Origin of the sequence: Verrucosispora sioxanthis, from assembly GCF_010560025.1 — a bacterium.
Taxonomy (GTDB): Bacteria; Actinomycetota; Actinomycetes; order Mycobacteriales; family Micromonosporaceae; genus Micromonospora; species Micromonospora palythoicola.
This window is the reverse complement of record NZ_SAIY01000004.1, coordinates 635,995-649,965: the sequence shown is the minus strand read 5'-3', so window position 1 is coordinate 649,965 and position 13,971 is coordinate 635,995. Positions and strand designations below refer to the sequence as shown.

Sequence of the window (13,971 nt, the reverse complement as noted above, 5' to 3'; positions counted from 1 at the left end):
TAGACAATGGCTATCCGTAAGTACAAGCCGACGACGCCGGGCCGGCGTGGCTCCAGCGTCGCCGACTTCGCCGAGATCACCCGGTCGACTCCCGAGAAGTCGCTGCTGGTCCCGCTGCCCAAGAAGGGCGGCCGGAACGTGCACGGCCGGATCACCGCTCGTCACCAGGGTGGCGGCCACAAGCGGCAGTACCGGCTGATCGACTTCAAGCGGGTCGACAAGGACGGCGTGCCGGCAAAGGTCGCGCACATCGAGTACGACCCGAACCGCACCGCGCGGATCGCGCTGCTGCACTACGCCGACGGCGAGAAGCGTTACATCATCGCGCCGAAGGACCTGAAGCAGGGCGACACGGTCGAGTCGGGTCCGAGCGCCGACATCAAGCCGGGCAACAACCTGCCGCTGCGCAACATCCCGGTCGGTACCACGATCCACAACGTGGAGCTGCGTCCGGGCGGTGGCGCCAAGCTGGCCCGCTCGGCCGGCGTCGGCATCCAGCTGCTCGGCCGGGAGGGCGCGTACGCCACGCTGCGTATGCCGTCCGGTGAGATCCGGCGGGTGGACGTGCGCTGCCGCGCCAGCGTCGGTGAGATCGGCAACGCCGACCAGTCGAACATCAACTGGGGTAAGGCCGGCCGGATGCGCTGGAAGGGCAAGCGCCCGACCGTCCGTGGTGTCGCCATGAACCCGGTCGACCACCCGCACGGTGGTGGTGAGGGCAAGACCTCCGGTGGTCGCCACCCGGTCAACCCGCAGGGTAAGCCCGAGGGCCGCACCCGTCGTAAGGGCCAGCCGAGTGACCGGCTGATCGTCCGCCGCCGCTACGCCACGCGTAAGCGCGGCTGAGGGAGATAAGACATGCCTCGCAGCCTGAAGAAGGGCCCGTTCATCGACGACCACCTGCTCAAGAAGGTGGAGACGCAGAACGAGAAGGGCTCGAAGAACGTCATCAAGACCTGGTCGCGCCGCTCGACGATCATCCCCGAGATGCTCGGGCACACGATCGCCGTGCACGACGGACGCAAGCACGTCCCGGTGTTCGTGACCGAGGCGATGGTCGGGCACAAGCTCGGCGAGTTCGCGCTGACCCGCACGTTCAAGGGTCACGAAAAGGACGACCGGAAGAGCCGCCGGCGCTGACGCCGCGGGCATACGGATAGAGGATCAAGGGGTTACAGCGATGCCAGGAAAGGGCGACGCTCCGGTGCTTCCGGGCGCGCGGGCGGTTGCGCGGTACGTGCGCATCTCGCCGATGAAGGCGCGCCGGGTGGTCAACCTCGTCCGCGGCCTGCCCGCGAAGGAGGCGCTCACGGTGCTGCAGTTCGCGCCGCAGGCTGCGAGCGAGCAGGTGTACAAGGTGCTCGCGAGCGCGATCGCCAACGCGGAGAACAACGAGCGGCTGGACCCCGACGCGCTGCTCGTCAGCGAGGCGTTCGTGGACGAGGGCCCGACGATGAAGCGGTTCCAGCCACGGGCGCAGGGCCGGGCGTACCGGATCCGTAAGCGCACCTGCCACATCACCGTGGCGGTCGAGGCGGTCGCGCCGGCCGCGCCGAGGAAGTCGGCGAACAAGGCGGCTCCGGCGAAGCAGACCGCGCCGGCCGAGACGCAGAGCAACACGGAGGGCGCCGAGTAATGGGTCAGAAGGTTCACCCGCACGGGTTCCGGCTCGGCATCTCGACCGACTGGAAGTCCCGCTGGTTCGCGGACAAGCTCTACAAGGACTACATCGGCGAGGATGTCAAGATCCGCCGGATGATGTCCAAGGGGCTGGAGCGCGCCGGCATCTCCAAGGTCGACATCGAGCGCACCCGCGACCGGGTCCGGGTCGACATCCACACCGCGCGGCCGGGCATCGTCATCGGCCGTAAGGGTGCCGAGGCCGACCGGATCCGCGGCGAGCTGGAGAAGCTCACCGGCAAGCAGGTGCAGCTGAACATCATCGAGGTGAAGAACCCCGAGTCGGACGCGCAGCTGGTCGCCCAGGGCGTTGCCGAGCAGCTCTCCAGCCGGGTCAGCTTCCGTCGCGCGATGCGTAAGGCGATGCAGTCGGCGATGAAGAACCCGATGTGCAAGGGCATCCGGGTGCAGGTCTCGGGTCGCCTCGGCGGCGCCGAGATGAGCCGGACGGAGTTCTACCGCGAGGGTCGGGTTCCGCTGCACACGCTGCGGGCCAACATCGAGTACGGCTTCTTCGAGGCCCGTACCACCTTCGGCCGCATCGGCGTGAAGGTCTGGATCTACAAGGGCGACGCGGTGCCGGGTCGGGAGGCTCCGGCCGAGGCTCCGTCGCGCCCGCGCCGGGAGCGCGGTGACCGGCCCGAGCGGCCGCGCCGTGGTCGGTCGGGTTCGTCCGGCACGACCTCCGGTGGCACCGAGGCCGGCCGGGCTGCCGCGACGACCGTCGCGCAGCAGGCTGAGACGCCGAGTGGCGAGCCGGTCGACAGCGCTGCTGTCGCGGCCGCGGCCTCGGCTCCGGCAGAAACGCAGCAGGAGGGCTGACAGATGCTGATGCCGCGCAAGCCCCCGAAGGGCTTCCGCAAGCCGCACCACCCGGACCGCAGCGGCGCGTCCAAGGGCGGCAACCGGGTGGTGTTCGGCGAGTTCGGGATCCAGGCTCTGGAGCCGGCGTACGTGACCAACCGGCAGATCGAGTCGGCGCGTATCGCGATGACCCGCCACATCAAGCGTGGCGGCAAGGTCTGGATCACCATCTTCCCGGACCAGGCCCTCACCAAGAAGCCGGCGGAAACTCGGATGGGTTCCGGTAAGGGCTCGCCCGAGTGGTGGGTCGCGAACGTCAAGCCCGGGCGGGTTCTCTTCGAGATGTCCTTCCCGAACGAGCAGATCGCGCGAGAGGCGATGCGTCGCGCGATCCACAAGCTCCCGATGAAGTGCCGCATTGTTACGCGCGAAGTGGGTGAATCCTGATGGCAGCGGGCGTTAAGGCCTCCGAGCTGCGTGAGCTCTCCGAGGAGGAGCTGGTCACGAAGCTGCGTGAGGCCAAGGCGGAGCTGTTCAACCTCCGCGTGCAGGCCGCAACCGGGCAGCTGGACAACAACCGGCGGCTGCAGGTCATCCGTCGGGAGATCGCCCGGATCTACACGATCATGCGTGAGCGTGAGCTGGGGCTCTCGGCCGCGCCGACTGAGGTGACTGCTTCATGAGCGAGAACACGACTCCCACCAAGCCGCGGGGCCGCCGTAAGGTCCGCGAGGGCCTCGTGGTCAGCGACAAGATGGAAAAGACCGTCGTGGTCGAGGTCGAGGACCGGGTCAAGCACGCGCTGTACGGCAAGATCATGCGCCGGACCAGCAAGCTCAAGGTCCACGACGAGCAGAACTCCGCCGGCATCGGTGACCGCGTCCTGATCATGGAGACCCGGCCGCTCTCCGCCACCAAGCGGTGGCGGCTCGTGGAGATCCTCGAGAAGGCCAAGTAGCGAAGGCTCGAGCTCGGCCGGGACGGTCGGGCGCAGGTTCCGCCAGGCTCCGGCCGCTCCGGCGGCCGGAGAACCGGCAGACATAGGAGATAGACGTGATTCAGCAGGAGTCGCGACTGCGCGTCGCCGACAACACGGGTGCCCGGGAGATCCTGTGCATCCGGGTTCTCGGTGGCTCCGGTCGGCGCTACGCGAGCATCGGCGACGTCATCGTGGCCACCGTCAAGGACGCGATCCCGGGTGCCGGTGTGAAGAAGGGCGACGTGGTCAAGGCTGTCGTCGTCCGCACCGCCAAGGAGAAGCGGCGGCCGGACGGTTCGTACATCCGCTTCGACGAGAACGCCGCCGTCATCATCAAGGACGGTGGGGACCCGCGCGGTACCCGCATCTTCGGCCCGGTCGGCCGCGAGCTGCGGGACAAGCGGTTCATGAAGATCATCTCTCTCGCGCCGGAGGTGTTGTGACCGTGAAGGTCAAGAAGGGCGACACGGTCGTCGTCATCGCCGGCAAGGACAAGGGTGCCAAGGGCAAGGTCATCGCGGCCTACCCGCGGCAGGACAAGGTCCTGGTCGAGGGCGTGAACCGGATCAAGAAGCACACTCGCATCAGCACCACCCAGCGTGGCGCCAAGACCGGTGGCATCGTCACCCAGGAGGCCCCGATCCACGTCTCGAACGTGATGGTCGTGGACTCCGACGGCAAGCCGACCCGCGTCGGTTACCGGATCGACGAGAACGGCCAGAAGGTCCGCATCGCGCGTAGCACCGGTAAGGACCTGTGATGACCACGGCTACCGAAACCAAGACGATGCCGCGCCTCAAGGAGCGGTACCGCAACGAGATCATCGCTCAGCTGCGCGAGCAGTACGAGTACGGCAACCCGATGCAGGTGCCGCGGCTGGTCAAGATCGTCGTGAACATGGGTGTGGGCGAGGCCGCCCGGGACGCCAAGCTCATCGACGGTGCGGTCCGCGACCTGGCCACCATCACCGGCCAGAAGCCGCAGGTCCGGCGGGCGACGAAGTCCATCGCGCAGTTCAAGCTGCGGGAGGGCATGCCGATCGGCGCTAAGGTGACTCTGCGCGGCGACCGGATGTGGGAGTTCCTGGACCGGCTGCTGTCCATCGCGCTGCCGCGTATCCGCGACTTCCGCGGCCTGGACGGGCGCAAGCTCGACGGGCACGGCAACTACACGTTCGGTCTGACCGAGCAGTCGGTGTTCCACGAGATCGATCAGGACAAGATCGATCGCCAGCGGGGCATGGACATCACGGTGGTCACGACCGCCACGACCGACGACGAGGGCCGGGCGCTGTTGAAGCTCCTGGGCTTCCCGTTCAAGGAGAACTGAGATGGCCAAGAAGGCGCTGATCCTCAAGGCGGCCGCGAAGCCGAAGTTCTCGGTTCGCGCGTACACCCGCTGCCAGCGGTGCGGGCGTCCCAAGGCGGTCTACCGCAAGTTCGGGCTCTGCCGGGTGTGCATCCGGGAGATGGCCCACCGCGGTGAGCTGCCCGGCGTGTCCAAGGCTTCCTGGTAATAGCCCGGCGCGCTGCGGCGCGTCAGCTGGACTGTCTCTTCGCCGTAGGCCTGCGACGTGTCGCGGGAACCCCGGCGAGAAAGGTTGACGAGTTTTCATGACGATGACCGACCCGATCGCAGACATGCTCACGCGTCTGCGTAACGCCAACCAGGCGTACCACGACCGGGTGACGATGCCGTACTCGAAGATCAAGGCGAACATCGCCGAGGTCCTCAAGTCCGAGGGTTACATCGCCACCTGGGCAGTCGAGGAGCCCGAGGAGGGTGCCGTCGGCAAGCGACTGGTCGTCGAGCTGAAGTACGGCCAGAACCGGGAGCGGAGCCTGGCCGGCATCAAGCGCGTCTCCAAGCCCGGTCTGCGGGTGTACGCCAAGTCGGACGGGCTCCCCCGGGTGCTCGGTGGGCTGGGCGTGGCGATCATTTCGACGTCCCAGGGACTGCTCACCGACCGGCAGGCCCGCAAGCGGAGCGTTGGCGGGGAAGTCCTCGCCTTCGTCTGGTAACGGGAGACAGGTAGAAATGTCGCGTATTGGACGTAAGTCGATCCCGGTGCCATCCGGAGTTGACGTGACGATCGACGGCCGGACCGTCAAGGTCAAGGGCCCCAAGGGCGAGCTGTCGCACACCCTGGCCGAGCCGATCACCATCGAGCGGGCCGAGGACGGGCAGCTGAGCGTCAACCGCCCGAACGACGAGCGCAAGGCCAAGGAGCTGCACGGCCTGAGCCGTACCCTGGTCGCCAATATGATCGTCGGGGTCACCGAGGGCTACCGTAAGAGCCTGGAGATCGCCGGCACCGGTTACCGGGTCACCGCCAAGGGCAAGGACCTGGAGTTCGCGCTGGGGTTCTCGCACCCGGTGCAGGTGCAGGCGCCCGAGGGCATCACCTTCACGGTGGAGCGGCCGACGCTGTTCCACGTGGCCGGCATCGACAAGCAGCTCGTCGGTGAGGTCGCCGCCAACATCCGGAAGATCCGCCCGCCGGAGCCCTACAAGGGCAAGGGCGTGAAGTACCAGGGCGAAGTCATCCGACGCAAGGCCGGAAAGGCAGGTAAGAAGTGAGCGCCACGCTGCTCAAGCGCCGCCGCGGCGTCGCCGCCAAGCGTGCCGTCGGGCGGGCGCGGCGGCACTTCCGAGTGCGCAAGAACGTCAGCGGCACCGCCGCGCGTCCCCGCCTGGTGGTCACCCGTTCGCTGCGGCACATCGTCGCCCAGATCGTGGACGACACCAAGGGTCACACCCTGGCGTCGGCCTCGACCCTGGACGCCTCGGTGCGCGGCACGGAGGGCGACAAGAGCGCCCTGGCTGGCAAGGTCGGCACCCTGCTGGCCGAGCGGGCCAAGGCCGCGGGCATCTCCAAGGTCGTCTTCGACCGCGGCGGCAACCGGTACGCGGGGCGGGTAGCCGCGCTCGCCGACGCCGCCCGCGAAGCCGGGCTCGAGTTCTGACAATCCCCGTCACGAGAGAGAAGGAAGGCTGCTGATGCCAGGTCAACAGCGCCGTGGCGGCGGGTCCGGTGGCAACGAGGGTGGTCGCCGCGACAACCGCCGTGAGGGCGGCCGCGGAAACGCGCCCGCCGAGAAGACCCCGCACCTTGAGCGGGTCGTCGCGATCAACCGCGTCGCCAAGGTCGTGAAGGGTGGTCGTCGCTTCAGCTTCACCGCCCTGGTGATCGTGGGCGACGGCGACGGCACCGTCGGCGTGGGCTACGGAAAGGCCAAGGAGGTGCCCGCGGCGATCGCCAAGGGCGTCGAGGAGGCCAAGAAGCACTTCTTCAAGGTGCCGCGGATCGGTTCCTCGATCCCGCACCCGGTCACGGGCGAGGACGCCGCCGGGGTGGTGCTGCTCAAGCCGGCCTCCGCCGGTACGGGTGTCATCGCCGGTGGACCGGTTCGTGCCGTGCTGGAGTGCGCGGGCATCCACGACGTGCTCTCCAAGAGCCTGGGCTCGTCGAACCCGATCAACATCGTGCACGCCACGGTGGCCGCGCTGAAGGGGCTGGAGTCCCCGGAGGCCGTTGCCGCGCGGCGGGGCCTGCCGGTGGAGGACGTCGCTCCGGCGGCCATGCTGGCCTCGCGGGCGGAGGTGGCGTCCTGATGGCACGTCTCAAGGTCACCCAGGTCCGTTCCGAGATCGGGACCAAGCGCAACCAGCGGGAGTCGCTGCGTTCGCTCGGTCTCAAGCGGATCAATGACGTGGTGGTCAAGGAGGACCGGCCCGAGATTCGCGGCATGATCTTCACGGTCAACCACCTCGTGAAGGTCGAGGAGGTCGAGTAATGACGATCAAGGTCCATCACCTGCGTCCGGCGCCGGGTGCCAAGACCGCGAAGACCCGTGTGGGTCGCGGTGAGGGCTCCAAGGGCAAGACCGCCGGTCGCGGTACCAAGGGTTCGAAGGCCCGGAAGAACATCTCGGCGGCGTTCGAGGGTGGGCAGATGCCCATCCACATGCGCCTGCCGAAGCTGAAGGGCTTCAAGAACAAGTTCAAGGTGGTCTTCCAGGTCGTGAACCTGGACCGCCTGGCCGAGCTGTTCCCCAACGGTGGCCAGGTCGGCCCGACCGAACTGGTCGAGGCCGGCGCGGTCCGCAAGGGACAGCCGGTGAAGGTTCTCGGCACCGGGGACCTCGGCGGGGTGGCGCTTCAGGTGTCGGCGCACGCGTTCAGCGCGTCGGCCAAGGAGAAGATCACGGCCGCCGGTGGCTCGGTCACCGAGCTGTAGGGCTGTTTTACCCATGGCGCCCGCCAGTTGATCCCAGCTGGCGGGCGCCATGGTCTACAACGGGCCTCTGCGCCCGGTAACATCGGATTCGGTTTATGTAGCCGGGCACATCTGCCCGGACGGGGATCGGGCTGTTAGAGTCCCTTCCCAGCCATGGATATCGGGCACTTGCCCGGAACCCACCCCGACCCGCCAGGGACGACCGGCGGCCCGCCTCGCGCAGGAGGAAGAAGTTGCTGTCCGCCTTTCTCAGTGCGTTCCGTACGCCTGACCTGCGCAAGAAGCTGCTGTTCACAGTCGGCATCATCGCGATCTACCGGCTCGGCGCCACGGTGCCCAGCCCAGGCGTCTCGTACGGCAACGTGCAGAAGTGCCTGGAGTCCATCGAGGGCTCCACTGGGGTACTGAACCTGCTCGACCTCTTCTCCGGCGGCGCGCTGCTGCAGCTGTCGATCTTCGCGCTGGGCATCATGCCCTACATCACCGCGTCGATCATCCTGCAGCTGCTGACGGTGGTCATTCCCCGGCTGGAGCAGCTCCGCAAGGAGGGCCAGGCCGGCCAGGCGAAGATCACCCAGTACACCCGCTACCTGACGCTGGGGCTGGGTGTCCTCCAGGCCTCGGCCTTCGTGGCGCTGGCCCGCTCCGGGCAGCTGTTCAACAACCAGTGCAACGAGGAGATCATCCCGACCGGCACCGGCATCCCGGACTGGCTGACCCTGTCCATCCTGGTGATGACGATGACCGCCGGCACCGGCATGGTCATGTGGCTCGGTGAGCTGATCACCGACCGCGGCGTCGGCAACGGCATGTCCGTCCTGATCTTCACCTCGATCGCGGCCCGGCTGCCCAGCGAGGGCTGGCGGATCAAGGAGAGCCAGGGCTGGTGGAAGTTCCTGCTCGTCATCGCCCTGGTGCTGGTGGTCATCACCGCGGTCACCTTCATCGAGCAGGCGCAGCGCCGCATCCCGGTGCAGTACGCCAAGCGCATGATCGGCCGGCGGATGTACGGCGGCACCTCGACCTACATCCCGCTCAAGGTCAACCAGGCGGGTGTGATCCCGGTCATCTTCGGTTCCTCGCTGCTCTACCTGCCGCAGCTGGCGTTGCAGTTCTTCGACCAGAACGACCCGGGCAAGACCCAGGCGTGGATCCAGAACAACCTGGTCGACCCGACCAGCCCGATCTACATCGCGGTCTACTTCCTGCTGATCATCTTCTTCACGTACTTCTACGTCTCGATTACGTTCAACCCGACCGAGGTCGCGGACAACATGAAGAAGTACGGCGGCTTCGTGCCGGGCATCCGTCCCGGCAAGCCGACCGCCGACTACCTGGACTTCATCCTCAGCCGCATCACCCTGCCGGGTGCGCTGTACCTCGCGATCATCTCGATCCTGCCGAACTTCTTCTTCATCTGGCTCGACCGGCAGCAGTACCTCAACTTCCCGTTCGGTGGTACCGCTGTGCTGATCATGGTCGGCGTTGCTCTGGAGACGAGCAAGCAGATCGAGAGTCAACTGATGCAGCGGAACTACGAAGGGTTCCTGCGGTAGATGAGACTGGTTCTGGTGGGCCCGCCGGGTGCGGGCAAGGGCACACAGGCGGAGTTCATCGCCGCGCACCTGTCCGTGCCGAAGATCTCGACCGGCGACATCTTCCGGGCCAACGTGTCCCAGGGCACCCCGCTCGGCGTCGAGGCCAAGCGGTACATGGACGCCGGCAAGCTGGTGCCGGACGAGGTCACCATCAACATGGTGCGCGACCGACTCGCTGAGCCCGACGCCGCCGAGGGTTTCCTGCTCGACGGGTTTCCCCGGACCACCCCGCAGGCCGCCGCACTGGACAAGCTCCTCGCCGATCTCGGAACCGCGCTGGACATCGTGCTCGAGCTGGTCGTCGACGACGACGAGGTGATCCGGCGGCTCTCCGGCCGGCGCACCTGCCGGGGTTGCGGCAAGATCTGGCACGTCGAGTTCGATCCGACCAGCCGGGAAGGCATCTGCGACCGGTGCGGTGCGGAGCTGTTCCAGCGGGACGACGACAAGCCGGAGACCATCGCCGCGCGGCTGCGGGAGTACGCCGAGAAGACCGCGCCGCTCGTGGACTACTACGGTGCGCAGGGCAAGCTGGTCGGCATCGACGCCACCGGCCCGGTGGAGGACGTCACCGTCCGCGCCATAGACGCCCTTCGCTCGTACGGGGGCTGAGGTCGGCCGGCTGCCGGCCGGATAGAGTGCTGACAGCGGGGTACGCGGGTCGTACCCCGCTGCTTCGGCAACGAAAGGTAGCGCCTCCATGCGTCGTCCCCAGCTGGACATCCAGCTGAAGACCCCTGAGCAGATCGAGAAGATGCGTGCCGCCGGCCTCGTGGTCGCGGAGGCGCTTCGCCGGATGCGGGAGGCGGTTGCTCCCGGCGTGAGCACCGCCGACCTGGACGCGATCGCCGAGACGACGATTCGTGGGGCGGGAGCGGTTCCGTCGTTCAAGGGCTACCACGGGTTCCCGGCGTCGATCTGCTCCTCGGTGAACGAGCAGATCGTGCACGCGATCCCGGCGCCGGACCAGGTCCTCGCCGAGGGTGACCTGATCTCGATCGACTGCGGCGCGGTGCTCGACGGATGGCACGGCGATGCGGCGATCACGGTCGGCGTGGGCGAGGTCGACCCGGCGCTGCTGCGGATGGCCGAGGTCGCCGAGGACGCGATGTGGGCGGGCATCGCCGCGGCCGCGCGCGGTGCCGCCAGCGGCAAGGGCCGGCTGACCGACATCTCGCACGCGGTGGAGCGCGCGGTACGCAAGGCGGGGCGTTACGGCATCGTCGACGGCTACGGCGGCCACGGCATCGGCACCGAGATGCACCAGGATCCACACGTGCTCAATCACGGCCGGCCGGGCAAGGGGCCCCGGTTGGTGCCGGGGCTGGCGCTGGCCATCGAGCCGATGATCACGATGGGTTCGCCGCGTACCGCGGAGCTCGCCGACGGCTGGACCGTGGTCACCCGCGACGGCTCCCGTGCCGCGCACGTCGAGCACAGCATGGCCCTGCTGCCCGACGGGGTGTGGGTGCTCACCGCGTTCGACGGCGGCCGGGCCCGCCTGGGTGACCTGGTCACCGCTCGCCAGCCGAGCACCACGTCGACCGCCTGACGGAAGCAGCGGCGTCGGTGCCGTGGCCGCCGCGGCGCGACGGCCGACAGGGCGGCGCTGGCCGGGCGGTGGCATGCTTGCCGGCATGGACGAGCGGGACGCCATGCGGGCAGCGGACTCCGACCGGCAGGCCGTCGCCGACCGCCTCCGGGTCGCCCTCGACGAGGGCCGACTCGACCTGCACGAGTACGACGACCGGTTGCAGCGGGCCTATGCCGCCCGCACGTACGCCGAACTGGACGCCCTCGTCGGTGACCTGCCGGCGCCCCCCGGTGCGGCGCTGCCGAAGCCTCGGGGCGCGGACGTCCCGGTGCCGGCCGAGACCGGACGCGGGCTGACCGCGCGCTGGCTGGCCGAGATCTGGGAACCCTGGCTCAAGATGGTCGGGATCGTGGTGGTCGTCTGGGCCGTCACCTCACTGGCGGCCCGGGACGCCCTCTACTTCTGGCCGGGCTGGGTCGCGGGTCCGTGGGGCGCGGTCGTGCTGGTGCGTACCGTCACCGGGCTGGCCAGCGGTGAGCCCGCGCGGTGGGCGGCTGAGCGGGAGCGCCGCCGGCGGCGGAAGGCGGAGAAGCGGGCGCTCAAGCGTGAGCGTAAGGCCGTCGGCCGAGATCCCGACCGGGGCGATGTGGGCTGAAAGTCCGGTTTCCTGGACCCGGTCGAGCTTAGGTGGCCGGTCGGTTTGGCGGCGGCGTGCAGGCGGGCGTACACTTTCTGATCGGCGCGCAGCGTCCACTCCGCCATGCCCACCAGCGCTTCGGTGGGTCGCGGAGCCGCGGCTGGCGCGGGAAGCCTGATCTTGGTCAAGCACCCGTGTAAGACGTTGTGGGCCGTCCGGAGCAACCGACGTCAGGACAGCGGAGGACATGCCGAAAAAAGACGGAGCCATCGAGATCGAAGGTCGGGTCATCGAGCCCCTGCCGAACGCCATGTTCCGGGTGGAGCTCGCCAACGGCCACAAGGTGCTGGCTCACATCAGCGGCAAGATGCGGCAGCACTACATCCGCATCCTGCCGGAGGATCGGGTCGTCGTCGAGCTCTCGCCGTACGACCTGACCCGCGGGCGCATCGTCTACCGCTACAAGTAAGCCTGACGGCGGCCGGGAAACGTCCCGTGTCCGTCTTCGACGTCCGGTGTCGCGCCTCGCGACGCCGGGCCAGATGGGAAGTAAGGCAACCGTGAAGGTCAAGCCGAGCGTCAAGAGGATCTGCAACAAGTGCCGGGTGATCCGCCGGCACGGCCGGGTCATGGTCATCTGCACCGACCCGCGCCACAAGCAGCGCCAGGGCTGAACCAGCCCACACATCACACATGCTCGTCCCAGCCGCGAGCGGTGCGCAGCGCGTACTCAATCGTGGTTGACCCCCGGTCGAAGGCCGGGGCCCGCTCGGGCAGCGACCGATCCCGGTCGCCGGTGCCATCGGTGCCGGAGGGACAGGGACGGCCGGTAGCGGGGTGGGACGGGTCCACACCTTCGCCAGCACACCACGAGGAGTACGCCCGCACATGGCACGTCTAGTCGGCGTCGACCTTCCCCGCGAGAAGCGGATGGAGATCGCGCTCACCTACATCTTCGGCGTGGGTCGCACCCGCGCCCTGGAGACGCTCAGCGCCACCGGCATCTCGCCGGACAAGCGCGTCCGGGACCTCACGGACGAGGAGCTGGTCCAGCTCCGCAACCACATCGAGGCCAACTACAAGGTTGAAGGCGACCTGCGCCGCGAGGTCGCCGCTGACATCCGCCGCAAGGTCGAGATCGGCTGCTACGCCGGCATCCGGCACCGCCGGGGCCTGCCCGTGCGTGGCCAGCGGACCAAGACCAACGCCCGGACCCGCAAGGGCCCGAAGCGGACCGTCGCCGGCAAGAAGAAGCCCGGCAAGAAGTAGTTTCTTTAAACCGGAATTCTGGTCGTTCTCCGTCGAGGTAGGCCGGACTCCTACCGGAACCGGTGTCTACGAAATCAACGGGGCGAGAAGCCAGAACCCATTCAGGAGCGCACAGACTTATGCCACCGAAGGCTCGTGCCGGGGCCGCTGTCAAGAAGGTCCGGCGCAAGGAACGCAAGAACGTCGCCCACGGGCAGGCGCATATCAAGAGCACCTTCAACAACACCATCGTCTCGATCACCGATCCGACTGGTGCCGTCATCTCCTGGGCCTCGTCCGGCCAGGTGGGCTTCAAGGGCTCCCGCAAGTCGACTCCGTTCGCCGCGCAGTTGGCCGCCGAGGCCGCCGCGCGTCGGGCCATGGAGCACGGCATGCGCAAGGTCGACGTGTTCGTCAAGGGCCCCGGCTCCGGCCGGGAGACCGCCATCCGTTCGCTGCAGGCCGTGGGCCTCGAGGTCGGGCAGATCTCCGACGTCACCCCGCAGCCGCACAACGGGTGCCGTCCGCCGAAGCGTCGTCGGGTCTGAGAGGTAGAGAGAGAAGATGGCTCGTTACACCGGTGCCGACTGCCGCCGCTGCCGGCGGGAGAAGATGAAGCTGTTCCTCAAGGGCAGCAAGTGCGATGGTCCGAAGTGCCCGTTCGAGTCCCGGCCGTTCCCGCCCGGGCAGCACGGCCGCGGCCGCACGAAGGAGACGGAGTACCTGCTCCAGCTCCGTGAGAAGCAGAAGGCCCGTCGCGTGTACGGCGTGCTGGAGAAGCAGTTCCGCGGCTACTACGAGGAAGCCGTGAGCAAGAAGGCCAAGACCGGCGAGGTGCTGCTGCAGATCCTCGAGTCGCGGCTGGACAACGTGGTCTACCGGGCCGGCTACGCCAAGTCCCGGGACATGGCCCGTCAGCTGGTCAAGCACGGTCACTTCACGGTGAACGGCAAGAAGGTCGACATCCCGTCGTACCGCGTCAAGGAGCACGACATCATCGAGGTCCGGGGCAAGAGCAAGGAGCTCACCCCGTTCATCGTGGCCCAGGCCGAGGCCGGCTCCAAGACCGTTCCGGCGTGGTTGGAGGCGATCCCGAGCCAGATGAAGGTCCTGGTGCACTCGCTCCCGGCCCGACAGGTGATCGACACCCAGGTCCAGGAGCAGCTGATCGTCGAGCTCTACTCCAAGTAAGAGCTCGTTGCGGTGGCCCGCCCGGCCGGGCGGGCCACCGGAACAGTTTGTGTCGCGGGC

Annotated in this window: 26 protein-coding genes; all 26 read left to right on the top strand. The window is 68.1% G+C overall.

Annotated elements, in window-relative coordinates:
- The first annotated feature begins 6 nt into the window (after positions 1-6).
- The 26 genes from rplB (at position 7) to rpsD (ending at position 13,911) form a co-directional block, all read left to right on the top strand.
- Complete coding sequence (rplB, locus tag ENC19_RS15735; RefSeq protein ID WP_093403613.1) at positions 7-846, top strand: 50S ribosomal protein L2; 840 nt, start codon at positions 7-9, stop codon at positions 844-846.
- A gap of 12 nt (positions 847-858) precedes the next feature.
- Positions 859-1,140, top strand: coding sequence for a 30S ribosomal protein S19 (rpsS, locus tag ENC19_RS15730; RefSeq protein ID WP_013735950.1), 282 nt, complete (start codon positions 859-861; stop codon positions 1,138-1,140).
- A gap of 40 nt (positions 1,141-1,180) precedes the next feature.
- The gene (gene rplV / locus ENC19_RS15725; protein WP_164447883.1) at positions 1,181-1,636 is read left to right on the top strand and encodes a 50S ribosomal protein L22; all 456 of its coding nucleotides are present in this window, start codon (positions 1,181-1,183) and stop codon (positions 1,634-1,636) included.
- Positions 1,636-2,502 carry a 30S ribosomal protein S3 gene (rpsC, locus tag ENC19_RS15720; protein WP_164447882.1) on the top strand — a complete coding sequence of 289 codons (867 nt, stop codon included), beginning with the start codon at positions 1,636-1,638 and terminating at the stop codon, positions 2,500-2,502. Before rplV ends, rpsC begins: the two co-directional genes overlap by 1 nt.
- Before the next feature lie 3 nt (positions 2,503-2,505).
- A complete protein-coding gene (rplP, locus tag ENC19_RS15715) occupies positions 2,506-2,931 on the top strand; it encodes a 50S ribosomal protein L16 (protein ID WP_007465292.1) in 426 nt (141 codons plus the stop codon).
- The gene (rpmC, locus tag ENC19_RS15710) at positions 2,931-3,167 is read left to right on the top strand and encodes a 50S ribosomal protein L29 (protein WP_007073028.1); all 237 of its coding nucleotides are present in this window, start codon (positions 2,931-2,933) and stop codon (positions 3,165-3,167) included. Before rplP ends, rpmC begins: the two co-directional genes overlap by 1 nt.
- Complete coding sequence (gene rpsQ, locus ENC19_RS15705; RefSeq protein WP_093403616.1) at positions 3,164-3,442, top strand: 30S ribosomal protein S17; 279 nt, start codon at positions 3,164-3,166, stop codon at positions 3,440-3,442. Before rpmC ends, rpsQ begins: the two co-directional genes overlap by 4 nt.
- A gap of 95 nt (positions 3,443-3,537) precedes the next feature.
- Entirely contained in the window at positions 3,538-3,906 is a 369-nt protein-coding gene (gene rplN, locus ENC19_RS15700; protein WP_007073026.1) for a 50S ribosomal protein L14, read from the top strand.
- Positions 3,903-4,223 carry a 50S ribosomal protein L24 gene (gene rplX / locus ENC19_RS15695; RefSeq protein ID WP_170863408.1) on the top strand — a complete coding sequence of 107 codons (321 nt, stop codon included), beginning with the start codon at positions 3,903-3,905 and terminating at the stop codon, positions 4,221-4,223. Before rplN ends, rplX begins: the two co-directional genes overlap by 4 nt.
- On the top strand, positions 4,223-4,792 hold the full coding sequence (gene rplE / locus ENC19_RS15690; RefSeq protein WP_093403618.1) for a 50S ribosomal protein L5: 570 nt from the start codon (positions 4,223-4,225) through the stop codon (positions 4,790-4,792). Before rplX ends, rplE begins: the two co-directional genes overlap by 1 nt.
- A 1-nt stretch (position 4,793) precedes the next feature.
- Positions 4,794-4,979, top strand: coding sequence for a type Z 30S ribosomal protein S14 (locus ENC19_RS15685; RefSeq protein ID WP_007073023.1), 186 nt, complete (start codon positions 4,794-4,796; stop codon positions 4,977-4,979).
- 97 nt (positions 4,980-5,076) lie between these two features.
- Positions 5,077-5,484, top strand: coding sequence for a 30S ribosomal protein S8 (gene rpsH, locus ENC19_RS15680; RefSeq protein WP_093403619.1), 408 nt, complete (start codon positions 5,077-5,079; stop codon positions 5,482-5,484).
- Positions 5,485-5,500: 16 nt separating this feature from the next.
- Positions 5,501-6,043 (top strand): 50S ribosomal protein L6, encoded by a 543-nt coding sequence (gene rplF / locus ENC19_RS15675; RefSeq protein ID WP_093403620.1) that lies wholly within the window; start codon positions 5,501-5,503, stop codon positions 6,041-6,043.
- The gene (rplR, locus tag ENC19_RS15670) at positions 6,040-6,429 is read left to right on the top strand and encodes a 50S ribosomal protein L18 (protein ID WP_093403621.1); all 390 of its coding nucleotides are present in this window, start codon (positions 6,040-6,042) and stop codon (positions 6,427-6,429) included. Before rplF ends, rplR begins: the two co-directional genes overlap by 4 nt.
- Positions 6,430-6,463: 34 nt before the next feature.
- Complete coding sequence (gene rpsE, locus ENC19_RS15665) at positions 6,464-7,078, top strand: 30S ribosomal protein S5 (RefSeq protein ID WP_093403623.1); 615 nt, start codon at positions 6,464-6,466, stop codon at positions 7,076-7,078.
- Positions 7,078-7,260: a 50S ribosomal protein L30 gene (gene rpmD, locus ENC19_RS15660; RefSeq protein WP_018784560.1), complete on the top strand. Its 183-nt coding sequence runs from the start codon at positions 7,078-7,080 to the stop codon at positions 7,258-7,260. The genes rpsE and rpmD overlap by 1 nt, the downstream gene beginning before the upstream one ends.
- Positions 7,260-7,703, top strand: a complete 444-nt coding sequence (gene rplO, locus ENC19_RS15655; protein WP_164447881.1) for a 50S ribosomal protein L15 — start codon at positions 7,260-7,262, stop codon at positions 7,701-7,703. Before rpmD ends, rplO begins: the two co-directional genes overlap by 1 nt.
- A gap of 233 nt (positions 7,704-7,936) precedes the next feature.
- Positions 7,937-9,259: a preprotein translocase subunit SecY gene (gene secY, locus ENC19_RS15650; RefSeq protein ID WP_164447880.1), complete on the top strand. Its 1,323-nt coding sequence runs from the start codon at positions 7,937-7,939 to the stop codon at positions 9,257-9,259.
- Positions 9,260-9,913: an adenylate kinase gene (locus ENC19_RS15645; protein ID WP_164447879.1), complete on the top strand. Its 654-nt coding sequence runs from the start codon at positions 9,260-9,262 to the stop codon at positions 9,911-9,913.
- An 88-nt stretch (positions 9,914-10,001) separates the two neighbouring features.
- On the top strand, positions 10,002-10,853 hold the full coding sequence (gene map, locus ENC19_RS15640) for a type I methionyl aminopeptidase (RefSeq protein WP_164447878.1): 852 nt from the start codon (positions 10,002-10,004) through the stop codon (positions 10,851-10,853).
- Positions 10,854-10,938: 85 nt separating this feature from the next.
- Positions 10,939-11,490 carry a DUF1707 SHOCT-like domain-containing protein gene (locus ENC19_RS15635; protein WP_235944790.1) on the top strand — a complete coding sequence of 184 codons (552 nt, stop codon included), beginning with the start codon at positions 10,939-10,941 and terminating at the stop codon, positions 11,488-11,490.
- A 229-nt stretch (positions 11,491-11,719) separates the two neighbouring features.
- Complete coding sequence (gene infA, locus ENC19_RS15630; RefSeq protein WP_007073013.1) at positions 11,720-11,941, top strand: translation initiation factor IF-1; 222 nt, start codon at positions 11,720-11,722, stop codon at positions 11,939-11,941.
- 91 nt (positions 11,942-12,032) lie between these two features.
- Complete coding sequence (rpmJ, locus tag ENC19_RS15625; protein ID WP_012184307.1) at positions 12,033-12,146, top strand: 50S ribosomal protein L36; 114 nt, start codon at positions 12,033-12,035, stop codon at positions 12,144-12,146.
- A gap of 214 nt (positions 12,147-12,360) precedes the next feature.
- On the top strand, positions 12,361-12,741 hold the full coding sequence (rpsM, locus tag ENC19_RS15620; RefSeq protein ID WP_093403631.1) for a 30S ribosomal protein S13: 381 nt from the start codon (positions 12,361-12,363) through the stop codon (positions 12,739-12,741).
- A 119-nt stretch (positions 12,742-12,860) separates the two neighbouring features.
- Positions 12,861-13,268: a 30S ribosomal protein S11 gene (gene rpsK, locus ENC19_RS15615; RefSeq protein ID WP_013288613.1), complete on the top strand. Its 408-nt coding sequence runs from the start codon at positions 12,861-12,863 to the stop codon at positions 13,266-13,268.
- 16 nt (positions 13,269-13,284) lie between these two features.
- The gene (rpsD, locus tag ENC19_RS15610; protein WP_093403633.1) at positions 13,285-13,911 is read left to right on the top strand and encodes a 30S ribosomal protein S4; all 627 of its coding nucleotides are present in this window, start codon (positions 13,285-13,287) and stop codon (positions 13,909-13,911) included.
- The last annotated feature ends 60 nt before the right edge of the window (positions 13,912-13,971 follow it).